Source organism: Archangium violaceum Cb vi76 (genome assembly GCF_000733295.1).
GTDB lineage: Bacteria > Myxococcota > Myxococcia > Myxococcales > Myxococcaceae > Archangium > Archangium violaceum.
The window spans coordinates 24,133-38,991 of the sequence record NZ_JPMI01000004.1; the positions used below are offsets into that span (position 1 = coordinate 24,133).

At 70.1% G+C, this 14,859-nt stretch carries 15 protein-coding genes; 8 read left to right on the forward strand and 7 right to left on the reverse strand.

Going from position 1 to position 14,859, the window contains the following annotated elements; translation table 11 throughout:
- The first annotated feature begins 7 nt into the window (after window positions 1-7).
- The 3 genes from Q664_RS57215 to Q664_RS62000 are packed head-to-tail and all read left to right on the forward strand — an operon-like array spanning window position 8 to window position 3,248.
- Window positions 8-640 (forward strand): hypothetical protein, encoded by a 633-nt coding sequence (locus tag Q664_RS57215; RefSeq protein WP_052517506.1) that lies wholly within the window; start codon window positions 8-10, stop codon window positions 638-640.
- A complete protein-coding gene (locus tag Q664_RS00695) occupies window positions 637-1,980 on the forward strand; it encodes a porin family protein (RefSeq protein ID WP_043388598.1) in 1,344 nt (447 codons plus the stop codon). Before Q664_RS57215 ends, Q664_RS00695 begins: the two co-directional genes overlap by 4 nt.
- Entirely contained in the window at window positions 1,980-3,248 is a 1,269-nt protein-coding gene (locus Q664_RS62000) for a two-component system sensor histidine kinase NtrB (protein ID WP_043388601.1), read from the forward strand. Before Q664_RS00695 ends, Q664_RS62000 begins: the two co-directional genes overlap by 1 nt.
- A gap of 122 nt (window positions 3,249-3,370) precedes the next feature.
- On the opposite strand, the gene Q664_RS00705 is transcribed toward Q664_RS62000, so the two are convergent.
- Together Q664_RS00705 and adh are read right to left on the reverse strand one after the other, a co-directional pair.
- The gene (locus Q664_RS00705) at window positions 3,371-3,763 is read right to left on the reverse strand and encodes a DUF779 domain-containing protein (protein WP_043388603.1); all 393 of its coding nucleotides are present in this window, start codon (window positions 3,761-3,763) and stop codon (window positions 3,371-3,373) included.
- Window positions 3,764-3,784: 21 nt separating this feature from the next.
- The gene (gene adh, locus Q664_RS00710; protein WP_043388605.1) at window positions 3,785-5,311 is read right to left on the reverse strand and encodes an aldehyde dehydrogenase; all 1,527 of its coding nucleotides are present in this window, start codon (window positions 5,309-5,311) and stop codon (window positions 3,785-3,787) included.
- A 221-nt stretch (window positions 5,312-5,532) separates the two neighbouring features.
- On the opposite strand from adh, the gene Q664_RS00715 reads away from it, so the two are divergent.
- On the forward strand, window positions 5,533-6,888 hold the full coding sequence (locus Q664_RS00715; protein ID WP_043388607.1) for a sigma-54-dependent transcriptional regulator: 1,356 nt from the start codon (window positions 5,533-5,535) through the stop codon (window positions 6,886-6,888).
- 134 nt (window positions 6,889-7,022) lie between these two features.
- On the opposite strand, the gene Q664_RS60405 is transcribed toward Q664_RS00715, so the two are convergent.
- On the reverse strand, window positions 7,023-7,520 hold the full coding sequence (locus Q664_RS60405; protein WP_235216501.1) for a Kelch repeat-containing protein: 498 nt from the start codon (window positions 7,518-7,520) through the stop codon (window positions 7,023-7,025).
- Window positions 7,521-7,613: 93 nt separating this feature from the next.
- Here Q664_RS60405 and Q664_RS00725 point away from each other — a divergent pair, with 93 nt between their 5' ends.
- Window positions 7,614-8,156 (forward strand): hypothetical protein, encoded by a 543-nt coding sequence (locus tag Q664_RS00725; RefSeq protein ID WP_043388609.1) that lies wholly within the window; start codon window positions 7,614-7,616, stop codon window positions 8,154-8,156.
- Between the two features lie 82 nt (window positions 8,157-8,238).
- On the opposite strand, the gene Q664_RS00730 is transcribed toward Q664_RS00725, so the two are convergent.
- Window positions 8,239-9,690, reverse strand: a complete 1,452-nt coding sequence (locus tag Q664_RS00730; protein WP_235216502.1) for a peroxidase family protein — start codon at window positions 9,688-9,690, stop codon at window positions 8,239-8,241.
- Window positions 9,691-9,861: 171 nt separating this feature from the next.
- On the opposite strand from Q664_RS00730, the gene Q664_RS60410 reads away from it, so the two are divergent.
- Window positions 9,862-10,668, forward strand: a complete 807-nt coding sequence (locus tag Q664_RS60410; protein WP_235216503.1) for a radical SAM protein — start codon at window positions 9,862-9,864, stop codon at window positions 10,666-10,668.
- On the opposite strand, the gene Q664_RS00740 is transcribed toward Q664_RS60410, so the two are convergent.
- Together Q664_RS00740 and Q664_RS00745 are read right to left on the reverse strand one after the other, a co-directional pair.
- Window positions 10,584-11,234 carry a M23 family metallopeptidase gene (locus tag Q664_RS00740; protein WP_235216504.1) on the reverse strand — a complete coding sequence of 217 codons (651 nt, stop codon included), beginning with the start codon at window positions 11,232-11,234 and terminating at the stop codon, window positions 10,584-10,586. The two genes, Q664_RS60410 and Q664_RS00740, sit on opposite strands and share 85 nt — an antisense overlap.
- Window positions 11,231-12,091: a TolB family protein gene (locus tag Q664_RS00745; protein ID WP_235216505.1), complete on the reverse strand. Its 861-nt coding sequence runs from the start codon at window positions 12,089-12,091 to the stop codon at window positions 11,231-11,233. Before Q664_RS00745 ends, Q664_RS00740 begins: the two co-directional genes overlap by 4 nt.
- A gap of 148 nt (window positions 12,092-12,239) precedes the next feature.
- On the opposite strand from Q664_RS00745, the gene Q664_RS00750 reads away from it, so the two are divergent.
- Window positions 12,240-12,896, forward strand: coding sequence for a 2-hydroxychromene-2-carboxylate isomerase (locus tag Q664_RS00750; protein ID WP_043388614.1), 657 nt, complete (start codon window positions 12,240-12,242; stop codon window positions 12,894-12,896).
- Between the two features lie 45 nt (window positions 12,897-12,941).
- Entirely contained in the window at window positions 12,942-13,475 is a 534-nt protein-coding gene (locus Q664_RS00755; protein WP_043388619.1) for a tetratricopeptide repeat protein, read from the forward strand.
- Window positions 13,476-13,569: 94 nt separating this feature from the next.
- Here Q664_RS00755 and Q664_RS00760 read toward each other — a convergent pair whose 3' ends face one another.
- Window positions 13,570-14,802: a phospholipase D-like domain-containing protein gene (locus tag Q664_RS00760; RefSeq protein WP_052517508.1), complete on the reverse strand. Its 1,233-nt coding sequence runs from the start codon at window positions 14,800-14,802 to the stop codon at window positions 13,570-13,572.
- Window positions 14,803-14,859: the final 57 nt, after the last annotated feature.

Genomic DNA, 14,859 nt, shown 5'->3' on the forward strand with positions numbered 1-14,859 from the left:
GCCTCGCGTGAAGCGTCTCGCGCTTTGCCTCGCCCTGCTCGGGCTCACGGCGGCCACTCCCCCGGATGCGACGCCCCACCTGCTCCAGGGGGCCCGCCACTTTCGCGAGGGCCGCTTCGCCAATGCCCTGGTGGAATTCAAGGTGGCCCAGCGGCTGGGCACCGACGGCGAGGCGGACTGGTACATCGCCGCGTCGCTGGTGAAGCTCGGCCGTGCCGAGGAGGCGCTGGAGGCCTTCTCCACCGCGCGCAAGCAGGCGCCGGACGCGCGGGACGCGCTGCTCGACTACTACCACGCGCTCGCCTGCTACGAGGCGCGGCTCTACCTGTGCGCGGACACGCTGCTGGACGCGGTGGGGGATGCCTCCGGGCCGCGCATCGGCGAGCAGGTGCGCAAGCTGCGCGCGGACATCGCCGTCCTCTTCCGCTCGGCGCCCACGCCGGGCTCCATCGACTGGTACCACGCACGGGCCGCGCAGGTGCGTGCCACGGGGCGTCCTGTGCTCGCCGCGCACTACCTGGAGGAGGCGGTGGGGCTGGCCGGCAAGCGCGAGGACCGGTACCGGCTCGCCGAGGCCCGTGCGGCGCTGGGGAAGCTGTCCGAGCGGCCCGCGCCCCTGGTGGGAGGAGCCAGTCCGTGAACCCGGGCCTGCTGGTGGCCGCGCTGCTCGCCGAGCCTGGCCTCTGCGGGCCGGTGACGCCGCTGGCCTCTCCGGACCCGGCCGCCGCCGCGCCCTACGTGGAGGTGGCCGAGGCCGAGCAGGCCGCGGGAGACACGGAGACGGCGCTCATCGCCTGGCGCGAGGTGCTGCGCAGGGAGCCGCGCCACGCCCGGGCGCGGGCGGCCTTGAAGAAGCTCTGCCAGGGGAACACGGCCGCGGAGGCGGAAGCGGAGGCCGCGGCGGCGTCGCTGCTCTCCGGCCTCTCCCTCCTCGAGCGAGGGGAGGACGTGGCGGCGGCGGCGGCCTTTCGCGAGGCACTCACGGAGCAGGAGTTGGTGGACACGGCCTCCTTCTTCCTCGGGGTGCTGGCGCTGCGCGAGGGCCGCGCGGACGATGCGGGCACCTTCTTCGACGCGGCGGCGACCTCTTCGGACGAGGGACTCGCCAGGCGCGCGGGAGCGCTGCGTCTGCGGGCCGCGCGCGAGGGGCGGGTGTCGCTCACGGGGAGGCTGGGGGGCGAGTACGACTCCAACGTGGACCTCGCGCCGGACGGCACGCGGCGGCAGGGCGGGAGCGGGGATGGCGTGAGCACGGCGCTCGCCGAGCTGAGCGTGCGTCCCTGGGGGCAGCGGGGGCCGTACGCACGCGTCAGCGGGAACTACCGGGGCCACCTGCGCTTCCCCGGCTTCGACCTGGCCGGGGCGGGGGGCGCGCTGGGCTGGGCGCACCTGGGCCCGGTGCTGCAGGGGACGGTGGAGTACGGCCTGGATTACCTGGCGCTCGGAGGGACGCCGTACCTGCTCGCGCACAGGCTGCGAGGAGCCGCGCGTGTGCCGGTGGGCCCGGTGGTGATGGAGGGCTCGGCGGCCGTGCGCCGCGAGGACTTCCTCGTCACCGCCTTCGAGGGCTACTCCGGATGGCGCGGCATGGCGCGGCTGGACGCGGAGTGGAGCCCCACCGAGAGCCTCACCCTGTCCGCGGGCTGGTCTGGCGGCGTGCTGAGGGCGTACGACCTGGCGCTCGGCTTTTTCGAGCACGGCCCGCGTGCCGGACTGAGCCTGGACTTGAACCCCGGGCTGCGCGTGCTGGGCGAGGTGGGCTACTCCCTGCGTGGCTACCAGAACTTCGACAACCCGCTGGGGGCCCGCCGCGAGGACGGCTACCTCGACGCGAGCGCGGTGCTGGAGTGGGACGTGGCGAGGCACTGGAGCATGCAGGCCTCGGTAGGCTGGCGCGGCGCGTCCTCGAACGTCCCCGAGCTCGCGTATGGACGCTTCACCGGTGGGCTGGCGCTGGTGTGGTCCAGGGGGTTGTTCTGATGGCGCGGCTCGCCTCGCGTGCACTGGGCCCGTTGGGGCTCGCGACGCTCGGGCTGGTGGGCGCGTTGGCGGCGACCCTGGCCCTCTACCGCGCGGGGAGCGCGGCGCTGGAGCAGGCGTTGGATGCGCGGTTGCGAGGCGCGGGCGAGTCCGCGGCGCTGTTGCTGACGGATGCACCAGCCTCACCCGAGCGTCTGGAAGCGCTGATGAAGGCCAACGCGCTGGACGGGGTGTACGTGGTGGACCGGAAGCTGGCGGTGCCGGCGGACGCCACGGGGCCGGCGCGCAGACGGGTGGACCTGTTGCGCACGGACCCGGCGGGAGTGGAGGCGGCGCTCGCGGGAGGGACGCGGGTGGGGCCGGGCTACGCGATGGGCGAGCTGCAGGTGACGGTGGGCTACTTCCCGGTGCGCGGGAGTGGGGGGCAGGTGGAGTCGGTGCTGGTGCTGGAGGCGGGGCGGGCCTTCTCCAGTGCGCGGGACTCCCTGCGGCGCGCGCTGTGGGGAGGGGTGGCCCTGTCGGCGGTGGGCGCGTTGGCGCTGGCGCTGGTGGCGGCGCGGTGGCTGCGGGACGAGCGGGCGCGGCGCGAGGCGGCGGCGAAGGCGGCGCGAGGCGAGGTGCTGACGAAGATGGCCGCGATGGCGGCGCATGAAATCCGCAACCCGCTGGGCGTCATCCGCGGCACGGTGGAGCTGATGCGCGAGCGCAGCGGGGCGAAGCTGTCCGAGCGGGACAGGGAGTCGCTGGAGGACGTGCTGGGCGAGGTGGAGCGGCTGCGCCGGCTGACGGAGGACTTGCTGGACCTGAGCGCGGACCGGCCGTTGGCGGCGCAGCGGGTGGAGCTGTCCGAGGTGCTGGAGGAGGCGGCGAGGGCGACGGAGGCGGCCTTCCCGGGAGTGAAGGTGCGCCGGAGCTTCGCGGAGCTGCCGCTGGTGGAGGGGGACGCGGGGCGGCTGAGACAGGTGTTCGCCAACCTGCTGCAGAACGCGGCGCAGGCCCAGGGGGAGGGCGAGGTACGGCTGGCGGCGGAGCCGGACGGGAGCGCGGTGCGGGTGCGCGTGGAGGACGACGGACCGGGAGTGCCGCCGGAAGTCCGCCAGCGGCTCTTCGACCTGTTCGTCACGGGGAAGGCGAACGGAACGGGGCTGGGCCTGGCGCTATGCCGCCGGCTGGTGGAGCGGCACGGAGGCACGGTGACGCTGGTGCCCGAGCAGCGCCAGGGCAGCACCTTCGAGGTGCGGCTGCCCGCGGCGTCCCAGGCTCGTTGAAGTCCGCCCCGTCGTGAGCCCGCCTCCCGGGCGCGCTTCGTATGAACTTGTCCAACTGTTGGACAAGTTCGTGAACAACGTGCCCGGCGGGGGCTTCGAGGCCAGGCTCCGCGCCGAGCGCTTCAGCCGTGCTGGGGCCCGCGAGGAGCGGGGCCTTCCTTCTGGAGGGCGTGGTACTCCTCGTCGGTGAAGACGCGCGAGCGGATGAGGAAGCGCACGCCCTCGGGCGCCTCCACGGAGAAGCCGCTCCCGCGTCCCTTCACCACGTCCACCGTGAGGTGGGTGTGCTGCCAGTACTCGTACTGGGCGCCGCCGATGTAGAAGGGCGTGTCCACGATGGTGCCCAGGAAGACGTCCTCCTGGCCCACCTTGAACTCGCCCCTCGGGAAGCACATGGGCGCGCTGCCGTCGCAGCACCCTCCCGACTGATGGAACAGCAGGGGGCCGTGAATCCCCTGCAGCTTGCGCAGCAGGGTCTCGGCTTCGGGGGTGACGGTCACGCGCTCGATGCTCATCGGCGGCTCCTGGCTTCAGGCCTAGAAGAAGCCCATGGGCTTCGGGTCGTAGCTCACCAGCATGTTCTTCGTCTGCTGGTAGTGCGAGAGCATCATCTTGTGCGTCTCGCGGCCGATGCCCGACTGCTTGTAGCCGCCGAAGGCCGCGTGCGCCGGGTACAGGTGGTAGCAGTTGACCCACACGCGGCCCGCCTGGATGGCGCGGCCCATGCGGTAGGCGGTGTTCGTGTCACGCGACCACACGCCCGCGCCCAGGCCGTACAGCGTGTCATTGGCCACCGCCAGCGCGTCCTCCATGTCCTTGAACTTCGTCACCGACACCACCGGGCCGAAGATCTCCTCCTGGAAGATGCGCATCTTGTTGGTGCCCTCGAAGATGGTGGGCTCCACGTAGTAGCCCTCGGCGAGCGAGCCGGCCAGGTTGGCGCGGCCACCACCGGTGAGCACCTTGGCGCCCTCCTTCTTGCCGATGTCGATGTACGAGAGGATCTTCTCCAACTGGTCGTTGGAGGCCTGCGCGCCGATCATCGTCTGGGTGTCGAGCGGGTTGCCCTGGACGATGCGCCTGGTGCGCTCGATGGCCTTCTGCATGAACTCCTCGTAGAAGCGCTCCTGGACGAGGGCGCGCGAGGGGCAGGTGCAGACCTCGCCCTGGTTGAGGGCGAACATGGCGAAGCCCTCGAGGGCCTTCTGGGCGAAGTCGTCGTTCTGCGAGAACACGTCCGCGAAGAAGATGTTGGGCGACTTGCCGCCCAGCTCCAGCGTCACGGGGATGAGGTTCTCCGAGGCGTACTGCATGATGAGGCGGCCCGTCGTCGTCTCACCGGTGAAGGCCACCTTGGCCACGCGCTTGTTGCTGGCCAGGGGCTTGCCGGCCTCGATGCCGAAGCCGTTGACGATGTTGAGCACGCCGGGAGGCAACAGGTCGCCAATGAGCTCGGCGAACTTGAGGATGGTGACGGGGGTCTGCTCGGCGGGCTTGAGGACCACGCAGTTGCCAGCGGCGAGCGCGGGCGCGAGCTTCCACGCGGCCATCAGCAGCGGGAAGTTCCAGGGGATGATTTGCGCCACGACGCCGAGCGGCTCGTGGAAATGGTACGCGACGGTGTGCTCGTCGAGCTCGGCGAGGCTGCCCTCCTGGGAGCGCAGGCAGCCGGCGAAGTAGCGGAAGTGGTCGATGGCGAGCGGCAGGTCCGCGGCGAGCGTCTCGCGGACGGGCTTGCCGTTGTCCCACGTCTCGGAGACGGCGAGCATCTCCAGGTTGGCCTGCATCCGGTCGGCGATCTTGTTGAGGATGTCGGCGCGGGCGGTGGGAGAGGTGCGGCCCCAGGCGGCCTTGGCCTTGTGGGCGGCGTCGAGTGCCTTCTCGACGTCCTCGGCGGTGGAGCGGGGGACCTCACAGAAGGGCTTGCCGGTGACGGGGGTGATGTTCTCGAAGTACTGCCCCTTCACGGGCGGGACGAACTCCCCGCCAATGTAGTTTCCATAACGGGGGAGGTACTGGACCTTGCTGCCCTTCTGTCCCGGCGCTTCGTAGACGGTCGACATTCGAACCTCGGCGTGAGTCGTGGGTTGAACTGGCAACGGCAGGGGAGAGGGCACGGAAGATAGACAGGTGCCGCTCCGCGTCATCGCCGGAAAGGAACACGGGAACGTTCGAAAATGATCAACCGGGCGGGGAAGGGGGCACTCGGGCACCCGGTCACACCCCGGAGGGAGGGGGTGATCAGCGCGTGAGGGTGGGGGTCCTCGGACGAGTGAGGTGAAGCATGGCGCAGGTGTTGGTGGTGGATGACGAGGTGAAGCTGGGGAAGCTGGTGGCGGAGGCGTTGGAGCTGGACGGGCACGAGGTGGTGCGGGTGACGGGGGGCCGGGCGGCGCTGGTGGAGCTGGCGCGGCGGGGCTTCGACGTGGTGCTGACGGATTTGATGATGCCGGAGGTGGGGGGGCTGGAGGTGTTGAAGGCGGCGCAGGCGCTGCCCACGCCGCCGGCGGTGGTGATGATGACGGCGTACGGCACCGCGGAGAACGCGGTGGCGGCGATGAAGGGAGGGGCGGCGGACTACCTCACCAAGCCCTTCGCGATGGACGAGGTGCGGCTGCGGGTGAGGCGGCTGGCGGAGCAGCGCGCGGCGGAGACGCGGAGCGAGCGGCTGGTGCGGCGGCTGACGCCGGAGCTGGTGGCGGAGAGCCCGCGGATGAAGCAGGTGCTGGCGTCGGCCACGCAGGTGGCGGCGAGCGACGCGAGCGTGGTGTTGTTGGGAGAGAGCGGGACGGGGAAGAGCCAGCTGGCGAGGCTCATCCACTATTCGAGCAAGCGCGCGGCGGGGCCGCTGGTGGAGGTGCACTGCGCGGCGTTGCCGGAGACGCTGCTGGAGGGGGAGCTGTTCGGGCACGAGAAGGGCGCGTTCACGGGGGCGACGGAGCGGAAGGTGGGTCACCTGGCGGCGGCGGACGGGGGGACGCTGTTCCTGGACGAGATTGGCGAGGTGACGCCGGCCACGCAGGTGAAGCTGCTGCGCTTCCTGCAGGAGCGGGAGTTCGTGCCGCTGGGGAGCACGCAGGCGCGCAAGGTGGACGTGCGGGTGATTGCCGCGACGAACCGGGACTTGGCGGCGGCGGTGCGCGAGGGACGTTTCCGGGAAGATTTCTATTACCGGCTGAACGTCTTCAGCATCGAGGTGCCGCCGTTGCGTGAGCGCAAGGAGGACCTGGTGCCATTGGCGCGGGCGGTGCTGGCGAGGAAGGGGTTGCCGGCGTCGAAGCTGTCGAAGGACGCGGAGGCGAGGCTGCTGGGGTACACGTGGCCGGGCAACGTGCGCGAGCTGGAGAACGCGATGGAACGTGCGCTCATCCTGTCGGGGGAGGGAGACATCCAGGCGGAGCACCTGGGAGGGGGAGGCCCGTCGCTGTCACGGGGAGGGGGAAAGGGAGTGCGAGCGGCGGACGTGCTGGGGGAGGGGTTCAACCTGGACGCCTTCGAGCGCGAGCTGTTGTACGCGGCGTTGGAGAGGGCGGGGGGCAACAAGACGGCGGCGGCGAAGCTGCTGGGCATCACGCGCCGGCGCCTCTACTCACGGTTGCAGAGCCTGGGAGAAAAGGTGACGGACCCGGAATCGGATTGAATCCAATCACCACCCAGCCATCCACCACCCAGCCATCCACCACCCAGCCATCACAAACCCAATCACCCCAATATCCCCTCTCCCCTCGGGAGAGGGACGGGGTGAGGGTACCCGGGTCCCAGGTTGAACCCCTGTCACCGAGAGCCCCTCAAGACCCCGAGTGCCACACTTCGGAAGAGGTCTCCGGGTCCCCACTTTCCGTGGATCTGGATCCTCCCACGACGAGGAACACCCCAGGGCCCACGGGGGCGAGCAGATGACCGGCACCCGCCGACGACGAGCACCCGCCCATCCGAGAGCGTCACACCCTTGGCCTCGTCGCGGGGCCGGGTCAGGGGTCCCGACATGCGCCAGGTGCGGCCGTGGGGCTCCCAGATCTCGGTGCCCTGATCCAGGGGAGGCGCGATGTGAACCCCCTCGATGATGGCGAAGCCGGAGCCATTGTCGCGGCCACCGGCGATGATGACGCGCTCGCCGCTCACGCACACGGGTCCGGGATGGAAGACGCGAACGGTCTGTCCGGCGGGCTCCCAGGCGTTGGCTCCGGGGCGGAGCAACTCCGCGCGGGTACCTGGATGGGAGCGGAGGACGAGGGGGCCATCCCCGCCTCGTACCCGCGTCGGAGCACGCATGACTGGTTGGAGTCCAGGCGGCCGGGCGTCCTGGCCGGTGGGGGGCCGCGCGGGTGCCTACCGTTGGGATGCCATCTGTCCCAAGGAGCCCGAATGGACACCACGCACCACGAACCGAAGCATCCGCGAGAGCTGGTTCACGTCCCCGCCTCGGTGAGTGAGCGCAAGGGCCTGTTCGACAAGAGCGCGGCCGCCGGAATCCCCGCGATGCCACTGCTGGGCAAGTTGCCCCTGCGCCGGCGCATCCCCCAGAACCTGCACTCGGTGATGGACTACAAGGGAGCGCTGTCGGTGGCCGGAGTCGGGCTGTTGTCCAACCCGGGGGCGTTCCGGACGGCGAGCCTGGTGCTGGGATGCTCGGGCCTGGGAGTGTCGCTGCTCACCGACTACCGGCTGAGCCTCTTGAAGCTCATCCCCATCGAGGTGCACGAGGCCATCGACTACGTGTGGAGCTTCGGCGTCATCGCCGCGCCCTTCCTCTTTGGAGGCGCGCGCCGCTGGCGGTTGGCCACCTGGGTACACGTCCTCGTGGGGGCGAGCACCATCGTCGCATCCCTCTTCACCGACTACCGGGCGCAGCGGGGCGTGCAATGGGTCCAGGGCCAACCGACGGACCTGGGCCCCGTGGGCGGCTGAAATCCCAGGAGGGCCAGCGCGTGGAACACCCGGCCGGTGGTGCGACCCGGCCGGGGCACATCTCCCTCACGGGCGGCTCATTTCATGGGCCCGTCAGGTTCTTCGCGTCGTTGATCGGCGACAGGTCACCCACGAACCGCAGCATGTCCGCCATGGTGAAGTGGCCGGGCCTGGTCGAGGGCAGCGTGGGCTTCCACTGCGGGTTGCTGGCGAGGAAGGAGCTGGAGTCGTGCTCGAGCAGGCCCACGAAGACCTCGGAGAGGATGCTGCTGCCCACGGGCCCGAGCCGCTTGCCGTCCCCGCGCTGCTCGGCCTCCTTGAGGATGTAGTACCAGAGCGGGGTCTCCAGGTGCAGGTTGTGCTTGGCGGCCACCTGCCCATCGGGCCCCTTGGCGATGTCCTCGGGGGACAGGGGCTTGATGCGCATGCGGCGGGCCACGTTCTGTCCGGAGGGCAGGCCGAGGCTGCGCCCGCGCCGGAGGTTGGCGATGGGCAGGTTGACGCCGGGCAGGACGCCGCCGTCGGGAATCTCGGAGAGGGTGGGCGCGAGGAACGGGTCGAGCCGGCGGCTGAGGCCCGCGGTCACCCCGTCTCCAGCGAACTGGAAGAAGCGCCGCCAGTCGATGATCCAATCGCTGGGGATGGGCACGTTGGTGCCCGAGCGCCCGGAGAAGCGGAACAGCAGCGCGAGTGAAGCCGTGGCCCGCCGGCGGGGCCCCGGCTTGAAGGTGAAGACCTCGTTGTAGTCGTAGCCCTCGCGCACCATGCTGTGGCCCAGGCGATACGCGGCGGCGGAGAACTCCACGGGGATGAAGGCGTCGCGATGCGGGCGGTAGAAGGCGCGGCCCTTCTCGAGCACGTCCTCGAGCACATCCTTGTCCACCAGCCGCTTCAGGAAGTCGTGCAGGACGATCCACTGGTAGTGCCAGATGACGAGCTGGCGGGCCTCCTCGAACAGGGGGCGTCGGGCGGCCGAGGGCGGTTTGACGGTGCCGTCCTTGAGGCCCTCGACGATCTTGTTGTGGAAGCGCATGAACGCCAGGTGCATCTGGGCGACGATGAGGTTCTCGTCGTTGCGCGGGTCTCCGATGACGGCCAGGCCCTGGGGGCCGCGCGGGAGGTCGAAGTCGAGCGACGGCTTGATGGTGGGGTCACCGCCGCCGGGAGTGGGGCTGGTCTTGCCAATGACGAAGAGGGCGTCGTTGGGAGCGAGCTGGTAGAGGAAGGGCTGGTCGGCTGGACCCCTGCCGTAGAGGGAGTCGAGGTCCAACGCGGGGGTGCGGAAGTTGTGGAGGGCGAGGGGGTCGACGAGCACCTCCTGGATGGGGGTGGTGTCGAAGGTGATGTCGTGGTCGATGTACTGGCCGAGGTAGGTGTAGCCAGCGGGGACGTCCTCGTTGTCACCCTTGGGGTCGGCGGGGGTGGCGTCCTTCATCGCGCGGCCGAGCTCCTCCAGGGCCTCGAGCGGTGGCGTCAGGGGTTGGAGCGAGGGGAAGATCCTTCCGAACTTGCCCGTCGGGACATACTGGCCCAACGGGGTCCCTTCCCCATTGCGTAGCAAGAAACCATGAATGGCTGGCATTGTGCTTCCCTCCACGTGGTGGTGCGTTCAGACAGACAGGGCTCGGCGCGTTTGTGAGCGTCACCGCGAGCGCGGCACATGGATTCCAGTTCGGCGCACGCGTCGCAATGCCCTGAAGGGCACGTGTCTGGAAGCGCGCGGGAGGCTCGGACTGGAGGGTGGGGCGGGAGGGAGCGGGCGAGCTCGGGTGAAGCGGAGCTGGGATGCGAGGCGAGCGCGCGCCCGTTAAGGGAAGGGCTCCATACCAACTTCTGCATCTACGATTGCCAGTACTGCATCAATCGCATCTCCAGCGATACGCCCCGGGCGCGCTTCACCCCCGAGGAGGTGGTGGGGCTCACGCTCGACTTCTACAAGCGCAACTACATCGAGGGACTGTTCCTCGGCTCCGGAGTCCTCAAGAGCCCGGACTACACGATGGAGGAGCTCGTCCAGGTGGCGCGGACACTGCGTGAGCAGCACCAGTTCCAGGGCTACATCCACCTCAAGGCCGTGCCGGGCGCTTCCCAGGAGCTCATCGACCAGGCGGGCCGGTACGCGGACCGCTTGAGCGCGAACATCGAGCTGCCCACGGATGCGGACTTGAGCAAGCTCGCGCCGGAGAAGAGCTTCGCCGTCACGGGCGAGACGATGCGGGAGATCCACGTCCGCGTGGGGGCCCGGTTTCCGCATCAACCTGAGCCGGGGGCAGGTGTTCGAGACGCCCTGGGCGAAGGCGTGGATGGCGACGTTCCACCCCTCGGCGCTGCTGCGGATGCCGGACGAGCGGAGCCGCGCCGAGGCTCGGGCTCACTTCGAGGAGGACCTGCGCAGGGTGGTGGACACCCTGCGCGCCCTGCCCGTGACTACTGGCAGGTGATGCCCGGCAGACCGCGGTACGCGCCCTGCGCGGTCCACAGCGAGATGGGGCCGCCGCACGAGCCGGCGTAGGGATCATCGGTTCCCCAGGTCGGATCCCAGAACTCGAAGTGCAGGTGCGGGCCGGTGGAGGCGCCGGACGAGCCCACGCGGGCGATCCAGTTGCCGCAGGGGATGGAGGCGCCGCGGGCGTACTGCTGGGTGCCCTTCTTCAGGTGCCAGTACTTGCTCTTCCGGCCATCCGCGTGCCGCATGATCATGTAGTTGGCCGTGTACAGGCCACAGGCGGCGTACGGGTCGTTCTGGTTCCAGTAGTTGCAGCGGTCGTAGTATCCGTCGACGGAGGACTCCAGCGTGCCGCCCGCGGCGGAGATGACCCACACGCCGTAGTCCATCTTGGTGAAGCCGCCCGCGAGGGCGTAGTCGGTGCCCGTGTGGCCGCCGTAGCGCACGGTGCCGCAGGCGTAGTCCTTGCCCGCGTGGTCCATGTACGCGCTCACCACGCAGCCGCCGTTGGCGCACTGGTCGGAGAGCATGGACATGGGGAAGCGGAACAGCGTTCCGGCCTGCGAGGCCAGCGGGAGCGCGAGCAGCGCGCCGGCCAGCGTGGCGCCGAGGGTCTTCAGCGTGCGATTCACTTTCCACCTCCCAGGTCCGGCGACGCCTCGCCGGTGCGGACGTTGAGCTTCCAGAACTCGCCGCCGCCGGCGTTGTAGCGGAGCGTGTCGTCGTCCACCCACTCCATGGCGTAGTTGGAGACGGGCGGAGGGACGAAGTCGGCGGGCTCGCCCTGGCTCAACAGCCAGGCCGAGAGGCCCTTGTTGGTGAGCTGCACGGGCTCGGCGCCGTCCACGGTGGTGCGGAAGAAGGAGGCCACCGAGGTGCGGCCGGAGACGAACACCACCGTCTCGCCGTCCGGCGAGATGCTGGGCATGGCGTCCACGCCGGGGCCATCGGCGAGCTCCTTCACGCGGCCGGTGAGGTCCACGATGCCGATGGACGTCTCGTGCGCCTCGTTGCCCGTGCGCGTCAGCGTGGCGAGCAGCGCGTCTCCCTTGGGCGTGGGGAAGAGGTCTCCCCCGACGCGTTGGGCCAGCAGCCGCGTGCGTCCGTTGGCCTCGCGCAGACGCAGGTCTCCGTTGGCCTCGAGCAGTGCCACCTGCGTGCCCACGGAGCGCGCCTCGCGGTACTTGAACTCGCGGTCCACCACGCGCACGGCGCCCGTGCGCTCGTTCCAGCCCACGATGGCCAGCAGCGGGATGTCTCCCGTGGCCTCCGAGGGCGGCTCGGCCATGATGCCGGCCAGCGCGTTGGCGCCGTGGCCATACAGGTGGATGAGCCGGGCCTTGGGCCCGAACTCCTTCTCGATGGCGGGGACGAGCTTCTCCCGGGCCGACTGCACGCGCCGGGCATCTGCGGGATTCATGCGGTCCGCCGCCGTGGCACTGGTCGCCGCCAGCACCAGGGTGGTGACTGCCAGGTAGAGCTTCCTCATGTCACCTCAGGGGGGAATGGGGTTGAACCACGTGTAACATTAGCCTTCTTTGAATTCAAGAATGACACGTATTCCAGGTTTGTTGGATTGATGCTGTGTTTTGGCAATGTTCGCGAGAGGACGGCCGGAGCGGCATAGAGTCGGCGGCATGAACCGTGCTCCGCTCCGCTTCTTCTTCGACTACGTGTCGCCGTACTCGTATCTCGCGTGGACGCAGCTCCCGGCGCTGGCCGCGCGTCATGGCCGCGGCGTGGAGCTGCTGCCCGTGCTCTTCGCCGGAGTGCTCAACACGCTCGGGACGACGGGGCCCGCGGAGGTGAAGCAGAAGCGGTTCTACATCTACAAGCACACGCGGCGGATCGCCCACGAGCTCGGGGTGCCCTTCGTCATGCCCGCGGCGCATCCGTTCAACCCGCTGCTCGCGCTCCGGGTGACGGCGGCCGTGCAGGAGGGGGACGCCCGGCACCGGCTCGTCTCCGCGCTCTATGCGGCGGCCTGGGGCGGAGGCGGCGGGTTGCTACAGCCGGAGCGGGTGGGCGAGGTCGTGGCCTCGGTGGGGCTTGATACCCAGGCGCTGCTCGCGGCCGCGCAGACGCCCGCGGTGAAGGACGAGGTGCGCCGCAACACGGAGGAGCTGCTCGCGCTGGATGGCTTCGGTGTCCCCACCATCGTGGCGGATGGGGAGCTCTTCTTCGGTGTCGACTCCCTGAGCCACCTGGAGCGGTTCCTGCGCGGAGAGGATCCCCTGTCCCGCGAGGAGCTGGAGCGCCTGAAGAACCTGCCCGTGGCCGCGTCCCGCATCTGAGGTGCGGAGGTGGCGCCGGGCCGCCAGGCTCCCTACCTTCTTCTCATGCAGTCATCCCGGAACGTTCCCATTGAAGAGCTGCTCCGCTCCGCCGAGGAGCGGGAGGAAGCGGGTGATGCCCTGGGCGCCGAGGCGCTGCTCGGCCGGGTCATCTCGCTCAAGCCGGAGTTCTCGCTGGCCTGGTACCGGCGCGGCATGCTGCGCCTCTTCGAGCAGGAGGCATTCGAGGAGGCACTCGCCGATCTGCGCCGCGCCGAGGAGCTGGGCGTGGACGGTGTCGGCATCCCGGTGTCTCAGCTCCACTATCTGCACGGGGAGTGTCTGTTCGGCCTCGGGCGGTTCGAGGAAGCCGACGCGCGGCTCGCGCAGGGGCTCATCGGCGAGCAGGATGAGGTGCTGAGGGCGGAGATCTACTACCGGCGCGCCGAGTGCGCCGACGAGCTGGAGCGCCCCGAGGCTTTGCGCGAGGCGCTCACGGGCTTCCTGGCGCACAAGGCCGCGTACCTGGACTCGGGCGGTGACGGCGAGCAGATCGAATGGGCGGAGACGCGGCTGGCCGGGCTCTCGGGCGGACGGTGATTCACCGGTAGACGGGCTCGGGGTTCAACTCGAGGGACGAGATACCCTCACCCCGTCCCTCTCCCGAGGGGAGAGGGGAAATCGGGACATGGCCTCACGGTGTTCCGCTGATGTTCGGCGGCGTGTACGTCGCCTTCGGGTCCACCTCGGCCGCGTAGGGGCTCGTCCACGTGTCCTGGAAGAAGCGCTCGAGCTGGTTCGCGAATGCCTCGCCCTCCACGATGACGCCCACGTTGCGGCTCTGTGTGAAGTAGTCCCGCTCCCAGTTGCTCGTGCCCACCCACGCCTGCTCCCCATCCACCACCATGTACTTGGCGTGCACCACGCGCGCGAAGGGGATGAAGCCGCCGGACCACCGCGGAATGGTGACCAGCTTCACCGTCAGCCCAGGCGGTGACTGCAGTGCCTGCAGGCCCTCGATGGTGCCCTTGCGCTTGCCCCAGTCCGCCAGCAGCAGTTCCACCTTCACCCCGCGCCCCGCCGCCCGCTTCAGTGCCTCCTCCAGCTCGGGGAAGGGGCCGCCGTCACGGCTCTTCGCCTTGTACGTGAGCAGCTGCACCCGCACCGAGCGCTTCGCCCCGTCGATGAGCTTCACCAGCTTCGGCAGGTCCCACGTGGCCGGGTCCGGCAGGTGGCCCTCGGGGCTGTGCGCCGGCGTCACCTGCACCGTGCTCCCCGCGTAGCTCGCCGGGAACGGGCCTCCCACCGCTTTCGCCGCGGGCGCCTGTGCTCCCACGGCCAGCGCCCAGTCCTGCTCGAAGATGTCCGCCATGGAGCGCACCACCTCGGGCACGCGGATGCGCAGCCCCAGCTCCTGGATGTGCTCCAGCGCGCGCCAGTCGAAGTTCTGGCTGCCCAGGTACGCCTCGCGCCCGTCCACCACGAAGTACTTCGCGTGCAGCACGCCGCCCCCGAATACCTTCGCCGTGTCCAGCCGGCGCACCTCGATACCTGGCCGCTTCGCCAGCCGCTCCAGCGTCTCCGGGTACTGCGCGTAGAACTTCTCCTCCGCGAGCACCCGCACCTTCACGCCCCGGTCCGCCGCCGCCTCGATGGCTCGAATCACCGGCTCCAGCCGGCTGCCCGGCGCGTTGCTCACGTAGAACTGCGCCACGTCCAGCGTCCGCGTGGCCCCGTTCACCATCTCTGGCCACACCTGCCAGGCGTCTGGAATGTCCGCGTGGTCCAGCGTCGTCTCCACCGGGCTGCTCTCCACCAACTCCAGTCCGGGACGCTCGGAGCCAGAGGCACGCACTCCCGAGCCGGGCGCGGCGCACGCGAGGGACAGCACGAGGGACAGCAGCAGGGCGTTCAATCGCAGGGGCATGGCGGGCACCTCTACAAAAAATCAAGGGCCCCCCGCGATTGCTCGCGGAGGGCCCCG